The organism is Marinobacter sp., assembly GCF_035268745.1.
Classification (GTDB): domain Bacteria; phylum Pseudomonadota; class Gammaproteobacteria; order Pseudomonadales; family Oleiphilaceae; genus Marinobacter.
Genome location: NZ_DATFKH010000047.1, coordinates 1 through 19,440, shown reverse-complemented (window position 1 = coordinate 19,440; position 19,440 = coordinate 1). Strand labels below are relative to the sequence as shown.

The window sequence follows — 19,440 nt, the reverse complement described above, 5'->3', positions numbered from 1 at the left end:
CCGGCGGTTTGTGGCACACTTCGCTTCCACCTCCACCGTGAAAGGCACCGTCTGCAATGTCCTGGCTTCGATCCTTCTATGACCGGCTGATATTACCCCACCCTGTTCTGGTACTTGTCCTTTTCGGAATTATTCTGGTCGCCGCTGGCCTTCGGCTTGAACAGTTCCGTCTGGACGCCTCCGCAGAGTCACTGGTTCTGGAAGACGACCGCTCGCTGGAACAGTACCGGGAGGTCAATCGCCGGTTTACCAGCTCCGACGACTTTCTTATCGTGACCTACACCCCCGACCAGGAATTATTCAGTGAAGATGGCCTGGCGCAGCTGCGATCCCTGAGAGACGAGCTGGCCGCCCTCGACAGGGTCAGTTCCACCAACAGCATCCTCAACGTTCCCCTGCTGCACAGCCCGGACCTGACCCTGGATACCGTGGACTCGGAGATCAAGACCATCGACGACGACAGCGTGGCCCCCGATACTGCCCGCAAGGCTCTGCTGAATAACCCGCTCTACCCCAACCTGCTGATCAGCGAGGATGGCCGCACCACCGCGATACAGGTCAACCTGCCCACGCCGGACCGCTATTTCGAATTGCTCAACAAACGCAATGAGCTGCGGGACCGGGTCAGTCGTGGTGAAGCCACCACCGAGGAGCAACAACAGCTGGAGGCGGTCAGCCAGAAATTTATCGAGTACGCCGAGGCCCAGGCCAAGGAGCGGAACCGCACCATTGATCAAGTAAGGACCATACTCGACAACTACCGCGACCGGGCCGAGATCTTTCTGGGCGGCGTGCCGATGATCGTTGCCGACATGATCCGCTTTATCGAGAACGACCTTGCCACCTTCGGCATCGGTGTGCTGGCGTTCCTGCTGCTGACCCTGGCGATCATTTTCCGTCAGTGGCGGTGGGTGCTGGTGCCGCTGCTGTGCTGCAGCTTTACCGTCTGGCTGGTCATCGGTTACCTGAGCTGGGCGCAATGGCCGGTAACCGTGATTTCTTCCAACTTCGTATCGCTGCTGCTGATCATGACCCTGTCGCTGACCATCCACCTGATCGTCCGTTACCGGGAGTTCCAGCACGATGACCCGGAGGCTGACTCACGGGATATCCTGCTGCGCACCCTGATGGCGATGATCAAACCCTGTTTCTACATGGCCATCACCACCATCGTTGCCTTCGGGTCGCTTACGTTCAGCGGCATCCGCCCGGTCATCGATTTCGGCTGGATGATGACCATTGGCCTGGCGGTGGCCTTCCTTATCACCTTTCTGATTTTCCCTGCCCTGCTGGCGCTGCTTCCACCCCCTGTTGACGACCGGGTGCGCTCGGACCGGGTTCCGTTTACCGACCTGTTTGCGCGATTTACCGAGCACTATGGCAGAACCGTTCTGGCGGGCTCGGCAATTCTCGCTGTGCTCTGCATCGTTGGCCTTGATCGGCTGACAGTGGAGAACAGTTTCATCGATTACTTCAAATCCAGCACTGAAATCCATCAGGGCATGATTACCATCGACGACCGCCTCGGTGGCACCACCCCCCTGGATGTGATCATTACCGACGAAAAGCCGCCAGAAAGTGACGGCGGTGGCGATCCCTTCGCCAGCGACTGCGATCCGTTCGTGGATGACTGCGGCGGCACGGAGGAATACCGGGACACCTGGTTCACCTACCAGAAAATGAATCGTCTGGGTAAAGTTCATGATTACCTGGACAGTCTGCCGGAAATCGGCAAGGTACTTTCCATCGAAACCACGCTTGAAATACTGGCCCGGGTCAACGGCGGCGAGCCCCTGAACGCCCTCGAACTGGCATTTGTGCCCTCGGCCGTGCCCGACAACCTGAAGGACACCCTGCTGACGCCCTACATCAGTGAGGAACACGATCAGGCCCGCTTCAGCGCACGCATTCTGGAGACCTCTCCGGACCTGCGTAGGCAGGAGCTGCTGGACCGCATTCGCAATCATCTGACCGGTGAGCTGGGCTTCAAGGACGACCAGGTACAGCTCACGGGCATGATGGTGATGTACAACAACATGCTTCAGAGCCTTTTCGATTCCCAGATCAAGACGATCGGTGCGGTGTTCCTGGCCATCATGATCATGTTCCTGATTCTGTTCCGCTCGCTGAAGCTGGCGCTGGTTGGCATGGCGCCGAATCTGATTGCGGCCGGTTCAGTTCTGGGGCTGATGGGCTGGCTGGGGATACCGCTGGACATGATGACCATTACGGTGGCCGCGATTACCGTGGGGATTGCGGTAGATGACACCATTCACTACATCCACCGTTTCAAGACCGAATTCGACAAAGACGGCGACTACATTGCCACCATGCACCGTTGCCACCGCAGTATCGGGCAGGCAATGTTCTTCACCTCGCTCACGATCATTACCGGGTTCTCGATTCTGGTGCTGTCGAATTTTATCCCGACCATCTACTTCGGGCTGTTCACCGGCTTTGCCATGTTCATGGCCCTGCTTGGTGCGCTAACGCTTCTGCCCAGACTGATCATGCTGGTTCGGGCTTTCGGTAAAACTGCGTAAAACGTGCAGACACAAAAAAACCGCCGTGGCTGGGCGCCAGGGCGGTTTTTTCAGACCTGCAATTACTGCATGCCCTGACCTTGTTGTTGCTGCTGCATCTGACGCTGCTGCATCTGGCGCTGCTGTTGCATCTGCTGCATCTGCTGCATCTGTTTGTTCAGTTCTTCGCGCTGCTCTTCGGTGAAGACACTGTCTACCCGGGCCTGCATCAGGGTGGAAAGGGCGGCTATATCACCGGTGATCTCACCAAGCTTTTTGGCGTTATCACGAATGGCAGCCTCATCATAGTCAGGCTTGATTTCAGTCTGCATCTCCGCGGAAATCTGCTGAACCTGGCCTTTCAGTGACTCGATCTCGCCCTGCATTTCGCCCAGAATGGCACGAATATCCGTCTGCTGCTCCTCGCTCAGACCGACCATCTGTGCCAGTTGATCAACCTGATCACCACCAGACTGCTGGGCTATAGCTGGCGCGCTCAGGCCCAGCGCGATCAGTGCAATTCCGAACAGTTTTACAAGCTTCATAAAAGACTCCAAATTTATTTGTATGACTTCTCGATATTTCCGAGCTGACACCCTAGTACAAAACCGGTCCCGATTTCATCCTGTCCCACTGTTTTTTGATTAAAGTTCACATTTCACCCCGCCACAGCGCCCGCCACCAAGGGCTTTACCGAAATGTGAAAATTTCTTCATTCCGGTTCATAATGGCGCCTCCCAGCTATTCGTCTAACCATGACACCTTGATAACGGGAGTCCGCCCCATGGCAATTAACTGGTTTCCCGGGCACATGCACAAGGCCCGTAAGGAAATCAAGAAAGTAATGCCGCAGATGGATCTGATCATCGAGGTCCTTGATGCCCGCCTGCCGTTCTCCAGCGAAAATCCGCTGGTGCCGTCACTGCGCGGCGACACACCAATGATCAAGGTGCTGAATAAACGGGACCTGGCCGATCCGGACGTCACCACGCAGTGGCAGGCATGGCTTGAAAAAGAACGGGGGGTCAAAGCGGTTACCCTGACCCATAACCAACGCAGCGAGGCCACGGAAATCCTGCGGCTGGCCGCCGCGATGGTGCCCCACCACGATCGTCAGAAAAGTGCGCTGCGGGTTATGATTCTCGGCATTCCCAATGTCGGCAAGTCGACATTGATCAATACCCTGGCCGGTCGGCCGGCGGCGAAAACCGGTAATGAACCTGCCGTTACCCGCGCGCAGCAGGCCATCAAACTGCCCCATAACATTCTGCTTTACGACACTCCCGGGTTTCTGTGGCCCAAGCTGTCGCCGGAAGCCTGCGGCTATCGGCTGGCCATCAGCGGAGCCATCCGCAGTGCGGTCATCGAATTCGAGGACGTCGCGCTGTTCGCCGCCGATTATCTGCTGGACGCCTATGAGGACCAGGTGCTTGCGCGCTATGGAATTGATGAGCGGCCGGCAGACGGGCTGGCGCTGATGGATGCGATTGCCGCCAGGCGGCGGTTTTTCAGGCGCGGCGGTGTTCCTGACCTGCACAAGGTTGCAGAAGTGCTGCTGAACGAATTGCGGGCTGGCAAGCTGGGGCGGATATCACTGGAGACACCTGCCATCATCGGGCAGGAAATCTCAGCAATCCGGGAAAACAGCTGAGCAGACGTTAGTGGTCGCGCTGGTCTAGCGAGCTAGCGAGCCGCTGGAGGGCTCGTCGCTGAATTCAGACTGTGGTTCCGGCCTCGATAACAGGGCCAGTTCCTCGGCAAGCCCCGACCGCCAGGGCAGCTGTTTGATACCGAAAGTGTTACGTATCTTGGTACAGATCATAGTGGCGTTGAGCGGTTCCAGAGTTGCCCAGTCAGCCATTTCGTCGACCACACGTAAACCACTGGGAATACCCGGCAGACCTGCGATCGCAAGGCCCAGCTCGTAAAGCGAAATATCCTCCGCGCCGGCATACTGATAGGTGCCCCACACCTCGGCCCCGCAATCGATCTGTTTGATGATGGCCGTCATTACCCGGGCGAGATCGGTGACCGTGACCGGCTGTCCGTGGCACTTCCCGGATAGTTTTACGGTAGCCGAGCTGGCGGCCACTTTCTGAACCTTGCGTAAAAACCGGCCCAGGCTCCATCCCGTGCGCAGCAGAATATGGCGCGGCAGCAGGGTACGGATGGCCTGTTCGCACTCCCACTGCCAGTTCCCCAGCTCGTTTACCGGCTGACCGGGATTGGAGGAGATGTAGGCACTCTGCTTGCGGCCATCAAAGATGTAGCTTGAAGACAGTTGCAGCAATGACATACCGTGTTCACCGGCGTATTCGGCGAGCGCCACCGGCAGAGAGAAAGAGGCTTTGTGGGCGGCCTCAGGGTCGCTCTCGGCAAGCTCCGGATCGGCAAGCCACAGGGCATTGACAATCATGTCCGTGTCGTCCGGAATCCAGGCCGCCAGTGCAGAAAGCTCAACATTGTCCAGTTCGCTGATCAGCAACGGACTCACCTGAAGATGAGTGTCGCGCAGGGCCTCCAGCAATACCCTTCCAAGAGGGCCGTAGTTATGAACAACAAGCACGTGCACCGGGTTTACTCCCTCCGTTTAAAGCTCTGAATTGCACTGATGGGCGTTACGGATGATCCCGGCTCCGGACTTCATCGATAATGTCACGCACAAACCCGGGGTACCCTCGCAGTAACGCCGGTCAGCAGCTCATAACCGATGGTACCAGCATGTTGAGCAATTTCATCGACAGATACATGCGGGCCCCATAGTTCCACCCTGTCGCCAGGCTGTGCATCCGGCACTTTACTCAGATCCACCGCCAGCATATCCATGGACACGCGTCCTATCAGCCGGATTCGCCGGCCGTTGATCCATGCCGGTGTGTCAGTACCTGCATGGCGTGGATAGCCGTCGCCGTAGCCAATGGCAACAATGCCCATTCGCATTGGTTCAGATGCTGTAAAGGCGCCACCATAGCCCACGGACTCTCCGGCCTTGATTGTGCGCACACTGGTCAGTTCTGCTTCCAGCGTCATCACCGACTCAAGGCCCAGGTCCGGCCCAAGCTTGCCAATCATCGGCGACCCCCCGTAAAGCATGATCCCGGGCCGGGTCCAGTCGAACAGTGCCTGCCCTTGGAGAAAATGCGCAGCGGAGTTGGCCACACTTCTGGCCAGCTTTGGCCAGGGCTGCGTTGCCCGGACAAAGCACTCTGTCTGTCTGGCGGTGTTATCACTTTGCGCGTCATCGGCGCAGGCGAAGTGGGTCACGAAGCCGGTCACTTGCTGCTGCCGACCTGCGGCCGATAATACCGACATGACACCGGAAAGCTGATCCGGGGAAAAGCCCAGGCGGTTCATACCGGTGTTTACTTTTATCCAGAGCGCTGGTGCGGCTTTCCCGTCCTGCAGCCAGTGCAGCTGGTGTTCACTGTGAATCACCGGCTCAAAGCTTTCCCGGGCGCTGGTTGCCAGATCCTGTTCGCTATGGGGCCCCTGCAACAGGGCAACAGGCGTTGTGACGCCCGCCGCCCTGATGGCCAGGGCTTCCTCAATACAGGCTACTGCAAATTTGGGGGCATGGCCCTGCAAGGCCCGGGCAACCTCCCGGATACCATGACCATAACCATCCGCCTTGATCACCGCCATGGCGGTGGCATCGCCCGCCAGATCGGCCGCTTTCCGGTAATTATGGCGAAGCGCATCCAGATTGATCCTGGCAACCGTTGCCCTGGGCATCAGTAATCACCACCGTAATCGCCGCGGGCCAGGTCTTCGAACTTGGTGTACTTGCCAATGAATGCCAGGCGAACGGTACCTATGGGGCCGTTCCGCTGCTTGCCGATAATGATCTCGGCGATGCCCTTGTCGGAGCTGTCTTCGTTATAGACCTCGTCACGATAGACGAACATGATGACGTCGGCATCCTGCTCGATGGCACCCGACTCGCGGAGATCGGAATTCACCGGCCGTTTGTTCGGCCGCTGCTCCAGGCTCCGGTTAAGCTGGGACAGGGCCACCACCGGGCAACTCAGTTCTTTCGCAAGTCCTTTCAGGGAACGGGAAATTTCCGAGATTTCCGCGGTACGGCCCTCGGTGTTGCCCGGTACCCGCATCAGTTGCAGGTAATCGACCATAATCAGCCCGAGCTGGCCATCATTCTCACGGGCAATGCGCCGGGCGCGGGACCTCATATCGGTAGGGCTCAGCGCTGGCGTGTCGTCGATATACAGCGGTTTGTCCTTGAGCAGGCTGACCGCTGAGGTCAGTCGGGGCCAGTCGTCTTCCTCCAGACGGCCACTGCGCATGCGGCTCTGGTCGATCCGGCCCAGCGACGACAGCATCCGCATCACCAGGGCATCGGCCGGCATTTCCATGCTGAAGACAAGAATGGGTGCACCGGAAGTAATCAGGGCATTCTCAACGATATTCATCGCCAGGGAGGTCTTGCCCATGGAGGGCCGTCCGGCGACGATCAGCAGATCCGCCGGCTGCATGCCCGAGGTCCATTCATCCAGATCCTTGAAGCCGGTGGTCAGGCCGGTGGTGGTCTCACCGGACTCGAACAGTTCCTCGATACGGCTCAGCGCCTTGGTCAGGATAGGGTTGATGGCTTGCGGTCCGGTCCCCTCCTTGACCCTGGACTCGGCAATCCTGAACACATTGCGTTCGGCCTCGTCGAGAATTTCATCACTGTTACGGCCCTGCGGGTTGAAGGCGGAATCTGTGATCCTGCCGGATACTTCAACCAGCTGACGCAGAGTCGAGCGCTCCCGCACGATAACCGCATAGGCATTGATATTTGCCGCACCCGGGGTCTTCTCGGCCAGCTCAGCGAGATAGGAAAGCCCACCGGCATCTTCGATATCCCCCGCCCGTTCAAGAAATTCCGCCAGCGTTACCACGTCCAGGGGCTCGCTATCTCCCGCCAGCCTTTCCGCCGCAGCGAATATCAGGCGATGGTCCTGACGATAGAAATCGGCAGCGGAGATAATCTCGGCGACCTCGTCAAAGCGCCGGTTGTCCAGCATCAGACCGCCAAGTACCGCCTGCTCGGCCTCAACGGAATGGGGTGGCACCTTGATCCGGCCGGTTTCGGCGTCGGACTGTACCGGTCTGAAATTCGGGTTAGCCATGGAAACATCTTCGTCTGGGCATCACGGACCGGGAAGTTTACGGGGTTTCCCGACATGATGGGAGAGCTACAGTAAGCACAAATCATACACCAGAAAGCAGCAGGCCCGGAATGCACCTGAGCGCATTCCGGGCCTGTAGCACTGCCGCCGGGAGGGAACCCGACGTAACTGCCGGGACTGCAATTGGTCTAGCAGTCCATTCAGCGGCTCATTCGGCAACGACGGCCAGGTTAATGGTAGTCGTTACGTCGGAATGCAGTTGCAGCTCAATTTCGTACTCACCCACAAGGCGCAGGGGGCCTTCCGGGAGACGAACTTCGCTTTTCTCTACCTCGGTACCGGTAGCGGTAATCGCATCAGCGATATCACGCACACCGATAGAACCGAACAACTTGCCTTCTTCGCCAGCCTTGGAGGTGATCGTTACCGAAGCACCACTCAGGGCCTCGGCACGAGCCTGGGCCTCAGTCAGCCTCTCAGCCGCCGCCTTTTCAAGCTCGGCACGACGCTCTTCGAACGCCTTCAGGTTGTCTGCAGTTGCAGGAACAGCCTTGCCATAGGGCAGAAGAAAATTACGACCGTAACCGGCCTTTACCTTCACCTTGTCACCGAGTGAGCCAAGGTTTGCTACTTTCTCAAGCAGAATAACATCCATCCCGTTAACCTCTTCGTGCTTTATTCAGCCGGACCCGCGGGCTTGATTCGCCCCCGGATGTCCAACCAGCTATCCACAAATGCCAGAACCAACAACACAATCATCAGACTCGGCCCCAGAAATACCAGTGCCAGATAGAACGCCACCAGCCACTGACCGCTCAGGCCCTTACGACCTACAACACCATGGACCAGAGCAAGCGCTGCCAGCAACAGCGGCAGCCCGCCAGACCATCCCACGAGCATGGGATTCAGCCCGATCAGCGAACCACCCACCATGATTGCCACGCAGATCACTGCGAAGGCAGGAGATAACCGCAGCGCGTGAAACTCCTGCCGGAATCCGCCGGGGTTGTACAGCCCGGCCTGCCAGGACCTTGCCAGCATGACCATGCCCACACCTGTTACCAGATAGGTACCGGCCATACTGGCATTCATGGTCTGCCGGATGACGGTCTCCAGGTTATCCCCGAAGTTTCTGGCCATTTCGGCGTTGTACTGTTCGTAAAACTGCACCCCGGTCTGGACCAGACTGTCGATCAGCCCGGGGTAGACCATGGGCAACACCAGGCCGGTGGCAATGGCCAGGAAGCTCCCCGAAAGCAGCGCCCTCTCCCAGGACAGCGATGTCCTGAGTACCGAAGCAATGAGCACTACCTGAAGCAATACCGCCAGGGCGGTCGGGTCCTGCCCCAGCCACGCCCAGCCGAGCGCCGGCAGCAATGCCCAGAGGCCGATATTCAGACCCTGACTGATGCCAAGCCTGAGAATCACCAGGCCAATGACTGCAGCGCCGATCCAGAACAACAGCGGAATGGCTGTGGTAACAACCGCAACCCCGCCTGCCTGCAGGGGACCGCGCATTACAAATTGTGCCAGTGCACGCATGGTCCCGAATCCTCTGGTTCTGTTCTGAGTCTGTTACTTAGTTGTCGTGGCTGTCCGAGTACGGCAGCAGTGCCAGGTAGCGGGCGCGCTTGATAGCGGTGGCCAGCTGACGCTGATAACGTGCTTTGGTGCCGGTAATACGGCTGGGCACGATCTTGCCGGTTTCGGTAATGTAGCCTTTCAGTGTGTCCAGATCCTTGTAATCAATCTCTTTCACACCTTCTGCCGTGAAGCGGCAGAACTTACGACGTCTGAAAAAACGAGCCATAATCTAACTCCTCAACTCCGGTAATGGTTTACTCTTCTTCGTCCTGATCATCGGACTGACGATTACTGTTATCACTGTCGCTGTCGTCAGATTCGTGGGAACGACGCGGGCGGTCATCACCGCCGCCACGACGGTCTTCACGGGACTCGGATGCCTTCATCGGTGACAGCTCGATGTCAGCACCGTCGCGGCGCAGGATCATGTCGCGGATGATGGCATCATTGAAGCGGAAGTTGTGAGTCATCTCGTCCATTGCGGCCTGTGAACATTCCACGTTCATCAGCACGTAATGGGCTTTGTGAATCTTGTTGATCGGGTAGGCCAGATGACGACGGCCCCAATCTTCCAGGCGATGTACCTGGCCGCCATCTTCAGTGATGACGCTGGTATAACGCTCGATCATGGCGGGCACCTGCTCGCTCTGATCCGGGTGTACCATAAATACAATTTCGTAGTGACGCATGAGTTCTCCCTACGGTTTAGACAGCCCCCTGCAGAATCAACGGCACCGACCCGGGTCGGGGCAAATCCGGCAAGAAGCAAGGAGGTGGCAGCCAAGCTGCCGTTTTTTCTGCTTTTTGGTAAAAGCTGATCCCGGACTGGCCAGCAAAAGCCAATACCGGGCATCCCCTTATAAAAAGGGGTGCGGTATTCTAGGGGTGTCGGGCTCTCTATGCAAGCCGTTGTCGCAGTGCTTCGTAAAGACAGACACCAGTGGCAACCGAAACATTGAGGCTATCCACCTGTCCCTGCATGGGAATATTGATCAGCAGATCGCAGTGCTCGCGGGTAAGCCGGCGCATTCCCTTGCCTTCAGCGCCCATCACCAACGCCACGGAGCCTTTGAAATCAGCCTGGTACAGAGTGCTGCCCGCATCACCTGCGGTGCCAATCAGCCACACGCCCTGATCCCGCAGTTGGCGCATAAAGCGGGCGAGATTGGTAACCCTCACCAGGGGCACAGTCTCGGCGGCGCCGCTGGCCACTTTTCTGACCGTGGGGGAAAGTGAGGCCGACTTGTCTTTGGGGATGATGACCGCCTGCACACCAGCCGCGTCCGCAGTGCGAAGACAGGCGCCGAGGTTGTGGGGGTCGGTCACCCCGTCAAGAATCAGCAGAAAGGGCGGTTCCTCCTGCGCGGCCAGAGACTGCAACAGATCGTCTTCGGTCCACTCCCGGCTTTCAGCCACCAGCGCCACCACACCCTGGTGGACACCGGCAACCCGTTTATCCAGCTCTTTGCGGTGCACCAGTTGCCAGCCAACCCCAAGGCTGTCCAGAGTTCCGGTCACGCTTTGCACCCGTTTGTCCTGGCGACCGTGCTGGATCCAGACCTGCTGCAAACGCGCGGGTTCCTGCCTGAGCACCGCTTCAACCGCGTGCCAGCCGAAAATAAACTGTTCAGACACCGATTATTTCCCTGCCTTTCCCGACTTCCGTTTGCGATCGCCGCCGGCACTCTTGCCCTTGCCCTTGCCTTTATTGCCCTTGCCGTCCAGAGCAAGCCGGGCGGCGTCGGCCACCAGTTTGTCACGGGCAGACATGCCATCGTCACCACCGCTGGCTGGCGGGGCATCCTGGCCGGCGCCCCGCTTGCGGGGACGGGCTGGCTTGTCGGCGCTCTTGCCGGCATTCTTGCCGGCACCCTTATCCGCACTCCTGCCGGCAGCCTTGTCCGCACTCTTGCCGGCAGGTCTGGTGCCGCCTCCGGCCTTGCTGCGGCCTTTACCGGAGCCCTTGCCCTTGTCTTTTGGCCCGGGCCTGGTGATATTGAGCGCATCCAGATCGGCCTGCCGGTGCCTGGGCTCGCTGATCAGCTCCAGATCAATCTTCCGGTCCTCCATGCCGACCCGTACCACCTTGACCTGAACCTCATCACCCAGGCGATAGCTCTGGGCCGTACGCTCGCCGATAAGGCGATGCTTGGCCGCATCGTGATGGAAGAAATCACCGGAAAGTGTGGACACATGCACAAGGCCTTCGATAAAGACGCCGGACAACTCGACAAAGAAGCCAAAAGGCACCACAGCGGCTATAACACCGGCATATTGCTCGCCTACCTGATCGCGCAGATACTCGCACTTCAACCAGGCCATGACGTCGCGGGTGGCGTCGTCAGCCCGGCGCTCTGTCATTGAGCAGTGCTCGCCCAGTTGATGCATCCGGGCGGTATCATAGGGATAGCTTCCCAGCTCGGGATCCGGCTGTTGAGGCGCCGCGACATCCTTCGATTCCGGCTGGCCGTGAATCACCGATTTGATGCCCCGATGGACAATAAGGTCCGGGTAACGGCGAATCGGCGACGTGAAGTGGGCATAGCTGTTAAAGCCCAGACCAAAATGGCCGCCCTCCTCCGGGCTGTAAACGGCCTGGCTGAGTGAACGCAGCATCACGGTCTGGATCACGTTGGCATCACTGCGGTCCCTGATACTCGACAACAGCTCCTGATAATCCGCCGACGTGGGTTTGTCACCGCCACCAAGCTGCAGACCCAACTCGCCCAGAAACAGGCGAACCGCGTTCAGCCGCTCTTCCGAGGGACCCTCGTGCACCCGATAGAGCGAAGGCACTTTATGCTTCTTCAGGAAGCGCGCAGCCGCCACGTTGGCACACAGCATGCACTCTTCAACAATCTTGTGAGCATCATTGCGGGTAACCGGCACGATTTCCTCGATCTTGCGATTCGCATCGAAAATCACGCGGGTTTCAGTGGTTTCAAAATCGATAGCACCACGTTCGGTTCGCGCTTTGCGCAACAGCTTGAAAAGCCCGTACAGATTGTGCAGGTCCGGCAGCACCTCGGCATATTGCTCGCAGAGCTTATACCCCGGCTCGGAATCCGGCCGCTCCAGCATATCGCTGACTTTGTTATAGGTCAGACGGGCACTGCTGTGCATCACCGCCTGGTAGAACCTGTAGCCGCTGATATTGCCGGCGGCGCTCACCGTCATGTCTGCCACCATGCACAGGCGGTCAACGCCCGGATTCAGTGAGCAGAGCCCGTTGGAGAGTTTCTCCGGCAGCATGGGCACAACGTGGTCGGGGAAATACACCGAGTTACCGCGGTTGATGGCTTCCTCATCAAGGGGGGTGCCCGGTCGCACATAATGGGAAACGTCCGCAATCGCCACCAGCAGACGGTAACCGCCTTTCGCCCGTGGCTCGCAGTAGATGGCATCGTCAAAATCCCTTGCCGTCTCATCGTCAATGGTAACCAGGTTCAGGCTGCGGAGATCGATGCGGTTCTGCTTGTCCGCCGCCGTCACTTCATCGGCAATCCGGGCCGCCTGTTCACCCACGGCCGGCGGCCAGCTATGGGGAATATCGTAGGAGCGAATGGCCACATCTATTTCCATGCCCGGTGCCATATGCTCACCCAGCACCTCAGCTATCTTGCCCAGCGGCTGTGTCCGCATGGAAGGCTGGCGCAGGATGTCCACAACCACATACTGGCCATGCCGTGCGTCATTGACGTGCTCGGCAGGAATCAGCACTTCGTGATTGATGCGGGCATTTTCCGGCACCACAAAATAGATACCGCTTTCGTGGAACAGCCGGCCAACCGTCTGGGTGGTGCGATATTCCAGTACTTCGACAATCACCCCTTCACGGCGACCCCGGTCATCAACCCGGTCTACCCGGGCCGCCACGCGGTCACCGTGAAATACCAGCCGCATCTGGCGGGCACTCAGAAACAGATCACTGCCGCCGTCGTCCGGCACCAGAAAGCCAAAACCGTCTTTATGGCCGGTTACCCGGCCGGACACCAGGTCGGCCTCCTCCAGCGGCAGAAAAGCGCCCCGGCGATTGCAGATCAACTGTCCATCGCGGCACATGGCAATCAGCCGGCGTCTGAGTGCCTCGATGCTCTCATCTGAGTCCAGGCCGAACTCGGAACAGAGTGTTTCGTGAGTGGCCGGGGCCCCCCGTTCTTTCAGATGGGCAAGGATGAATTCACGACTCTGGATCGGGTTGTCGTATTTGCTTGCCTCACGCTTGGCATGGGGGTCTTGATCGGATTGTTTTCTGGAAACCATTCGTGTCCTTTTCCTGACTGCGTCAAAGCAGGCGTTAACTTTAGAGTGTTGATGACGGCGTCTAGCGCGGCAGTATAACGCCACTGGCGAGGAAAAAACATTTGACAGTTTTTTTGCGAATGATTACAGTACGCGCCATTGGTTGCAGGCGTTCCCGCGACCATAGCAGAAAGCCTGAAAATTCAATGATCTGAACTGCATTCCAGAATGCGACCTGGCATTGAACACGAGCAGGCAGACTGTCAATCACCTGCCGAGGTGGTGAAATTGGTAGACACGCTAGCTTCAGGTGCTAGTGGGGGCAACCCCGTGGAGGTTCAAGTCCTCTCCTCGGCACCATTTCTATCCCCTGGAAATGGCGAAGTTTTCGGCTCCGCGAGCCGGCTATTGCGATTGCCCCGATACCCCACATGGTCTCTGAGCCTGCCGCTTACCAGCGCGCTCGATACTTCTGACGTTTCCAGAAGGCCTGACAGATTTGCCTGCTTCAACCATTCAAAACCGGTTTGCAGCTATCGCTGGATGATCTATTATTAGATTGAGAACGTTGTAAGGTTCATTCCGTTTCCTTGGTGGCACGGCGACAAAAGTTCGGCTGCAGATGAAGAGATTCTTACCGGCTTTGATGCAGCAAGCGTGTGCGAAGGAGACGCCATGCTATGGTCATTGCTTGCCGCCCTCGGTGTTGGCTTTCTCTACTACAGCTTTGCGCTGATCGGCGTACATTTTCTCAGCCTGCCCTCCGGCATCGTTGTTTTTTGGCCGCCAAATGCGGTTGTGCTGGCCGCCTTTCTTACGCTGCCCATCCGGCACTGGCCGGGGCTGGCCGTCATTGTCGTTATGGCCGAAGTGCTGGCCGATTATTCCAGTTTTCCCATTCATGCAGCTGTGCTTTTCGGACTCATAAACGTGGCCGAATGTGCCCTGGCTGCAACGGTTATAAAGCGCTTCGGTGCGAACGCGCGTGTTCAGCCGGACTGGGGTGAACCGCGCGAGCTGGCACTATTCATTATTGTTGCATTTTTCGTGGCCTCGCCCGTTGCCGCCCTGGCGGGAGCTTCCGTTTATACCCATGTTCTTCTCGAGCCCGCGCCATTCATCTCATTCTGGCGACTGTGGTGGTTTGGCGACGCGACCGGACTCATCGCCCTGACCCCTGCCCTGCACATGCTTTTCAACATCCGGGTCTACTGGCCTGACGCCCGCTATCTGTCAGCCGGAGTTATCGAGTGGGCAGGATTGATAGCGGCCACGCTGGTCACCTGTTTCCTGGTTTTCAGCGTCGGCATCACCGGTGGCCAGATGCTCGCAATCACGCCGCTGCTGGTCGCACTGGCACCGCTCTGGGCTGCCCTGCGCCTGGGTCCGCTTCCGGGTTCGGCGCTCGCCGCAACGGTGGTTGTGTATGCAGCGATCACCACCGCTACAGGTCAGGCACCCTTCGGAGCACGCTCACCATTGCTGACCCAGGAAATCATTGTACTGTTCGTCGTGGTCGTGCTGTTCGCCGCCGCCTTTGCCAGCCAGAACCGGCGCAATAGCGGTAGCTTGCGGCTCTACAAAAGCGCCGTGGAGGCGACGGGCGAAGGCGTCCTGATTGCCGAGGCAGAAGACGATCAGCCAATCATCTACTGTAACGAAAGTTTCTCGAAGATGACCGGATACAGTGATCGTGAAGTCCTCGGCCGGAACTGCCGGTTTCTTAACGGCGCCGAGCGGGATCAGCCGGAGGTGAGCAACATCAGGGACGCGATCCTGGGTCACGAGGGCATTCGCATCACCCTGCGCAACTTCCGCAAGGATGGCAGCCTGTTCTGGAACAACCTCGTGGTCAACCCGATTCGGGACTGGCGGGGACGAACCTCCCATTTTGTCGGCATCATCAGGGATATTTCGCCGGAGATTGAGCACCAGAATCAGCTCGAGGACCTGCTCGATAAACTGCAGGACGCCAATGAAACTCTTGAACAGCAAGTGCGCTTGCGAACAAACGAACTGGAAGAGGCCAACCGCGACCTGAAACGTCTGGCTCACACCGATGAACTCACCGGGGTCAGCAACCGTCGTAACCTGATCAGCCGCGGGCATATGGAAGTACTGCGGTGCAGCCGCTCGGGCGAGACCTTTTCGGTAATGCTGCTGGACATTGATTATTTCAAGCGGTTCAACGATGAGCACGGCCATGAGGCCGGCGATCTGGTGCTCAAGGCGTTTGCCAGGGCCGTCCGCCAGACTATTCGCAAAGTGGACAGTTTCGGCCGCTGGGGCGGAGAAGAGTTCATGGTTCTTGTCTTCGACTCCCGCCACGTCGACTTGCGCACTGTCGGCGAGAAGATATTGAAAAGCATCAGGGAATGCCCGGTATTCTACAATGGGGAAGCGCTACATGTGACTTCATCGATAGGTATAGCCACATGGCAGGGCGGCAGTTTCGACGAGACCGTGTCGCTGGCGGACAAGGCCATGTACAACGCCAAGGAACTGGGACGAAACCGGGTGTCGATTTACCAGAAGCCGACACCGGGGGAATGAACATCTTCGCAACACCTGCACCCGATGGCACCGGTGCGTCGCAGACATGATCAGAAGGCGCGGGCGACAATTTCTTTCATGATTTCATTGGTGCCGGCATAGATTCGCTGAACCCGGGAATCCGCCCATGCCCTGGCAATCGGGTACTCCCACATATAACCGTAGCCCCCGTGCAGCTGGACACACTCGTCCATCACTTTGCACTGTAGGTCGGTCGTGTGCTGTTTCAGCATTGCGGCCGTGGGAATATCCAGCTTCTTTTCCAGATGCAGTTCAAGGCAACGGTCGCAGAACACCCGTGCTGCGGTAATTTCGGCTTTGAGTTCTGCCAGCTTGAAGCGGGTGTTCTGGAATTTGATCACCGGTTTGCCGAAGGCCTTGCGCTCTTTCACGTAGTCCAGCGTCCACTGCCAGGCGGCTTCGGCCGCAGCAACAGCAGTCAGCCCTACCTGCAGCCGTTCGGCGGGCAGTTCCTGCATCAACTGGAAGAAGCCCTGCCCTTCCGTCGCACCCAGCAGTTTATCTGCAGGCACCCTGACGTCGGCAAAAAACAGCTCTGAGGTATCCTGCGCTTTCATACCCACCTTGTTCAGGTTCTGGCCCTTTTCCAGACCTTTCCATGCGGACTCCACCAGGAACAGGCTGGTGCCCTTGGCGCCTTGCGCGGGATCTGTCTTGGCCACCACAATGACCAGATCCGCCATCTGGCCGTTGGTGATAAAGGTTTTACTGCCATTCAGAAGGTAATGCTCGCCGGAGACGGCCTTGACTGCGGTGGTCTTTATGCCCTGAAGGTCAGAGCCAGCGCCGGGTTCGGTCATGGCAATGGCCCCGATCATTTCACCGGATACCAGTCTGGGGATGTAGCGGGCTTTCTGCGACTCCGAACCATAGTTCAGAATATAGGGCGCCACGATATCCGAATGCAGAGTCCAGCCTATGCCTGTCAGGCCTGCGCTGGCGACTTCCTCCATGATCACTGCGCTATAGCGGAAATCCGCCCCGGCGCCGCCGTATTCTTCCGGCATCGTCGGGCACAGGAAGCCAAGCGCGCCGGCTTTGGTCCAGAGCTCCCTGCTTACCTGGCCATCTTTTTCCCACTGGGCATGGTAAGGGGCCGCCTCCTGCTGGAGAAACTTGCGGACCGCATCCCGGAAACCTTCAAGATCGGCGTCAAAGAGGGTACGTGGAATCATGATAAACCTCAGTAAACTGCAAGGGTGTCGTGCCGCCAGTTTTGACCGGGGTGGGATCCCGCTCAATGATGAAAAACGTCAATCGGGCTGACCAAAAACACCGCGGGAGGTTATTCAGCCAGACTTGTTGGCAGCGAGTCGCTCTTCGCCCCAGCGCGGCACCAGGTCCTGGGGCAGGTCCAGATGGTCAAGTAGCCGGGCCACAATGAAATCGACCAGATCGGCAATGGATTGCGGCTGGTGATAGAAGCCGGGACTGGCTGGCATGATGATGGCGCCCATCCGTGTCAGGCGCAGCATATTCTCGAGATGCACCTCGGAATAAGGCGCTTCACGCGGCACCAGAATAATTTTCCGGCGTTCCTTTAGGGCCACATCCCCCGCCCGCTCTATCAGATTATTGCTGGCGCCGGTTGCCAGTGCTGACAGTGTGCCGGTGCTGCAGGGGCAGATCACCAGCGGGGCTTTCTCACCGGATCCGGAGGCCGGGGGCGAGAACCATTCTTCCCGCCCGAACACAACCACCTGCCCGGCCACAGCGCCGGCATAGGCCGACAGGGCTTCCTGCATGGCGGCGGTGCGGCCGGGCAGTTTCAGATTGGTTTCCGTCGCTATCACAATCTGCGCCGCTTTGCTGATCATCACGTGAACCCGGCACCCGGCAGCCACCAGGCACTGCAACAGGCGCAGACCGTAGCAGGCACCGGAGGCGCCGGTGAAAGCCAGATTGACTACGCGCTGGTGGGAGCAAGCATTGGTCATATTCGGTCATCCGTTTCAGACAGGTTCAGTCGGATCTGCGTTCGAGTTCGGCAATCAGCTGCTGATGAATACCACCAAAGCCGCCGTTGCTCATGATCACTATATGGCAGGGCGCGATCGCCTGCCCCGCAACTCTTCCGATCAGTGCTTCAAGCGTAGACTCGACGTAGTGATGGGGCGAGGGATCGGACTGCAATCCCTGGTCGCGGCTGGCAGCCACGAGCTCCGGCAACCAGTCCATCTGGTTGAGGTTGGCCCACACAATATGGTCCGCTGCCGCGGCACTTGGCAGCAAGGTCTGTTGATGAACTCCCTGCTGCATGGTGTTGGAACGTGGTTCGATCACGGCAACAATCGGCTCGGCCCCCACTTTTTTTCGCAAGCCATCGAGAGTTGAGGCAATGGCCGTCGGGTGATGGGCAAAGTCATCATACACCCGTATTCCGCCCACATCCGCCAACAACTCCATCCGGCGCTTGACTCCGGAAAAGTGACTGAGCGCCGAAATGGCATGATCCGGCGTGACCCCAACGTGACGGGCTGCGGTGATGGCGGCCAGGCCGTTGCGCACGCTGTGCACACCAGTCTGCGACCATTTCACCACTGCCACCGGCTGTTCGCGATGAACCACCATGAACTGGCTGCCATCCTCTTTCAGCAGCTCTGCCCGCCAGTCACTCATATAGCTGACTTCGCTGCCGACCGAGGTGTCCTGGATATTGGTCCAGCAACCCAGCTCCAGTGCCCGGTCCAGGTGCCGGTCAACAGCAGGCCGGACAATCAGACCATTGGCGGGAACCGTCCGCACCAGGTGGTGGAACTGACGTTCGATGGCTTCGACGTTGTCGAAAATATCCGCATGATCAAATTCCAGATTATTGAGGACCAGCGTATGGGGACGATAGTGGACAAACTTCGAGCGTTTGTCGAAAAACGCGCTGTCGTACTCGTCTGCCTCGATCACAAAGAAGTCGCTGGAACCCAGCCGGGCCGATACCGGAAAATCATTGGGTACGCCCCCCACCAGGTATCCCGCGTCAAACCCGGCCTGCTCCAGAATCCACAGCAACATGGCGGTGGTGGTGGTCTTGCCATGGGTGCCAGCCACCGCCAGCACCCAGCGATGACGCAGCACTTCCCGTGACAACCATTCGGGGCCGGACATATAGTCAATATTGCGGTTGAGAACGACTTCGACTTCCGGGTTGCCCCGGGACATGGCGTTGCCGATCAGAACCAGGTCCGGCGCGGGTGTCAGGTTTTCAGCCCGATAGCCTTCCATCAGACCGATACCCTGGGCTTCAAGCTGAGTGCTCATCGGCGGGTAAACGCCCTGATCGGACCCGGTTACCTGGTGCCCCAGCTCTCTCGCCAGTACCGCGAGACTGCCCATGAAGGTGCCACAGATGCCCAGGATGTGAATATGCATTGCATCAAACGCCTCTTTTGATA

Annotated in this window: 16 protein-coding genes and 1 tRNA gene; 4 read left to right on the top strand and 13 right to left on the bottom strand. The window is 58.3% G+C overall.

The window, feature by feature from the left end:
- Positions 1-56: 56 nt before the first annotated feature.
- Positions 57-2,543, top strand: a complete 2,487-nt coding sequence (locus tag VJ956_RS03305; protein ID WP_324081633.1) for an efflux RND transporter permease subunit — start codon at positions 57-59, stop codon at positions 2,541-2,543.
- A gap of 62 nt (positions 2,544-2,605) precedes the next feature.
- Here VJ956_RS03305 and VJ956_RS03300 read toward each other — a convergent pair whose 3' ends face one another.
- On the bottom strand, positions 2,606-3,067 hold the full coding sequence (locus tag VJ956_RS03300; protein ID WP_324081631.1) for a Spy/CpxP family protein refolding chaperone: 462 nt from the start codon (positions 3,065-3,067) through the stop codon (positions 2,606-2,608).
- Positions 3,068-3,306: 239 nt separating this feature from the next.
- Here VJ956_RS03300 and ylqF point away from each other — a divergent pair, with 239 nt between their 5' ends.
- Complete coding sequence (gene ylqF / locus VJ956_RS03295; RefSeq protein WP_324081629.1) at positions 3,307-4,173, top strand: ribosome biogenesis GTPase YlqF; 867 nt, start codon at positions 3,307-3,309, stop codon at positions 4,171-4,173.
- Between the two features lie 24 nt (positions 4,174-4,197).
- Here the strand turns inward: ylqF and VJ956_RS03290 are convergent, their stop codons facing one another.
- The 9 genes from VJ956_RS03290 to rnr form a co-directional block, all read right to left on the bottom strand.
- Positions 4,198-5,094, bottom strand: a complete 897-nt coding sequence (locus VJ956_RS03290) for a sugar nucleotide-binding protein (protein WP_324081627.1) — start codon at positions 5,092-5,094, stop codon at positions 4,198-4,200.
- A gap of 83 nt (positions 5,095-5,177) precedes the next feature.
- Positions 5,178-6,254 (bottom strand): alanine racemase, encoded by a 1,077-nt coding sequence (gene alr / locus VJ956_RS03285; RefSeq protein ID WP_324081625.1) that lies wholly within the window; start codon positions 6,252-6,254, stop codon positions 5,178-5,180.
- On the bottom strand, positions 6,254-7,651 hold the full coding sequence (gene dnaB, locus VJ956_RS03280) for a replicative DNA helicase (protein ID WP_324081624.1): 1,398 nt from the start codon (positions 7,649-7,651) through the stop codon (positions 6,254-6,256). The genes alr and dnaB overlap by 1 nt, the downstream gene beginning before the upstream one ends.
- 208 nt (positions 7,652-7,859) lie before the next feature.
- Entirely contained in the window at positions 7,860-8,306 is a 447-nt protein-coding gene (rplI, locus tag VJ956_RS03275) for a 50S ribosomal protein L9 (RefSeq protein ID WP_324081622.1), read from the bottom strand.
- Positions 8,307-8,326: 20 nt separating this feature from the next.
- Complete coding sequence (locus VJ956_RS03270; RefSeq protein ID WP_324081620.1) at positions 8,327-9,193, bottom strand: hypothetical protein; 867 nt, start codon at positions 9,191-9,193, stop codon at positions 8,327-8,329.
- Positions 9,194-9,230: 37 nt separating this feature from the next.
- Positions 9,231-9,461 (bottom strand): 30S ribosomal protein S18, encoded by a 231-nt coding sequence (gene rpsR / locus VJ956_RS03265; RefSeq protein WP_007154918.1) that lies wholly within the window; start codon positions 9,459-9,461, stop codon positions 9,231-9,233.
- 28 nt (positions 9,462-9,489) lie between these two features.
- Positions 9,490-9,924, bottom strand: a complete 435-nt coding sequence (rpsF, locus tag VJ956_RS03260) for a 30S ribosomal protein S6 (RefSeq protein ID WP_324081590.1) — start codon at positions 9,922-9,924, stop codon at positions 9,490-9,492.
- Between the two features lie 208 nt (positions 9,925-10,132).
- Positions 10,133-10,870, bottom strand: coding sequence for a 23S rRNA (guanosine(2251)-2'-O)-methyltransferase RlmB (gene rlmB, locus VJ956_RS03255; protein ID WP_324081589.1), 738 nt, complete (start codon positions 10,868-10,870; stop codon positions 10,133-10,135).
- Between the two features lie 3 nt (positions 10,871-10,873).
- Positions 10,874-13,498 carry a ribonuclease R gene (rnr, locus tag VJ956_RS03250; protein WP_324081587.1) on the bottom strand — a complete coding sequence of 875 codons (2,625 nt, stop codon included), beginning with the start codon at positions 13,496-13,498 and terminating at the stop codon, positions 10,874-10,876.
- A 252-nt stretch (positions 13,499-13,750) separates the two neighbouring features.
- Here rnr and VJ956_RS03245 point away from each other — a divergent pair.
- A tRNA-Leu gene (locus VJ956_RS03245) sits at positions 13,751-13,837 on the top strand.
- A gap of 315 nt (positions 13,838-14,152) precedes the next feature.
- A complete protein-coding gene (locus VJ956_RS03240; protein WP_324081585.1) occupies positions 14,153-16,030 on the top strand; it encodes a diguanylate cyclase in 1,878 nt (625 codons plus the stop codon).
- 50 nt (positions 16,031-16,080) lie between these two features.
- Here VJ956_RS03240 and VJ956_RS03235 read toward each other — a convergent pair whose 3' ends face one another.
- From VJ956_RS03235 to mpl, 3 genes are all read right to left on the bottom strand, one after another.
- Entirely contained in the window at positions 16,081-17,226 is a 1,146-nt protein-coding gene (locus VJ956_RS03235; protein ID WP_324081583.1) for an acyl-CoA dehydrogenase family protein, read from the bottom strand.
- Between the two features lie 114 nt (positions 17,227-17,340).
- Entirely contained in the window at positions 17,341-17,988 is a 648-nt protein-coding gene (locus VJ956_RS03230; protein WP_324081581.1) for a flavin prenyltransferase UbiX, read from the bottom strand.
- Positions 17,989-18,013: 25 nt separating this feature from the next.
- On the bottom strand, positions 18,014-19,417 hold the full coding sequence (gene mpl / locus VJ956_RS03225; RefSeq protein WP_324081657.1) for a UDP-N-acetylmuramate:L-alanyl-gamma-D-glutamyl-meso-diaminopimelate ligase: 1,404 nt from the start codon (positions 19,415-19,417) through the stop codon (positions 18,014-18,016).
- Positions 19,418-19,440 lie beyond the last annotated feature (23 nt).

What these genes read in the sequence shown, in the direction of transcription:
- VJ956_RS03305 (WP_324081633.1), top strand. Translation starts at nt 57, where the DNA reads ATGTCCTGGCTTCGATCCTTCTATGACCGGCTGATATTACCCCACCCT.
- VJ956_RS03300 (WP_324081631.1), bottom strand. Translation starts at nt 3,067, where the DNA reads ATGAAGCTTGTAAAACTGTTCGGAATTGCACTGATCGCGCTGGGCCTG.
- ylqF (WP_324081629.1), top strand. Translation starts at nt 3,307, where the DNA reads ATGGCAATTAACTGGTTTCCCGGGCACATGCACAAGGCCCGTAAGGAA.
- alr (WP_324081625.1), bottom strand. Translation starts at nt 6,254, where the DNA reads ATGCCCAGGGCAACGGTTGCCAGGATCAATCTGGATGCGCTTCGCCAT.
- dnaB (WP_324081624.1), bottom strand. Translation starts at nt 7,651, where the DNA reads ATGGCTAACCCGAATTTCAGACCGGTACAGTCCGACGCCGAAACCGGC.
- rplI (WP_324081622.1), bottom strand. Translation starts at nt 8,306, where the DNA reads ATGGATGTTATTCTGCTTGAGAAAGTAGCAAACCTTGGCTCACTCGGT.
- VJ956_RS03270 (WP_324081620.1), bottom strand. Translation starts at nt 9,193, where the DNA reads ATGCGTGCACTGGCACAATTTGTAATGCGCGGTCCCCTGCAGGCAGGC.
- rpsR (WP_007154918.1), bottom strand. Translation starts at nt 9,461, where the DNA reads ATGGCTCGTTTTTTCAGACGTCGTAAGTTCTGCCGCTTCACGGCAGAA.
- rpsF (WP_324081590.1), bottom strand. Translation starts at nt 9,924, where the DNA reads ATGCGTCACTACGAAATTGTATTTATGGTACACCCGGATCAGAGCGAG.
- rnr (WP_324081587.1), bottom strand. Translation starts at nt 13,498, where the DNA reads ATGGTTTCCAGAAAACAATCCGATCAAGACCCCCATGCCAAGCGTGAG.
- VJ956_RS03240 (WP_324081585.1), top strand. Translation starts at nt 14,153, where the DNA reads ATGCTATGGTCATTGCTTGCCGCCCTCGGTGTTGGCTTTCTCTACTAC.
- VJ956_RS03235 (WP_324081583.1), bottom strand. Translation starts at nt 17,226, where the DNA reads ATGATTCCACGTACCCTCTTTGACGCCGATCTTGAAGGTTTCCGGGAT.
- VJ956_RS03230 (WP_324081581.1), bottom strand. Translation starts at nt 17,988, where the DNA reads ATGACCAATGCTTGCTCCCACCAGCGCGTAGTCAATCTGGCTTTCACC.
- mpl (WP_324081657.1), bottom strand. Translation starts at nt 19,417, where the DNA reads ATGCATATTCACATCCTGGGCATCTGTGGCACCTTCATGGGCAGTCTC.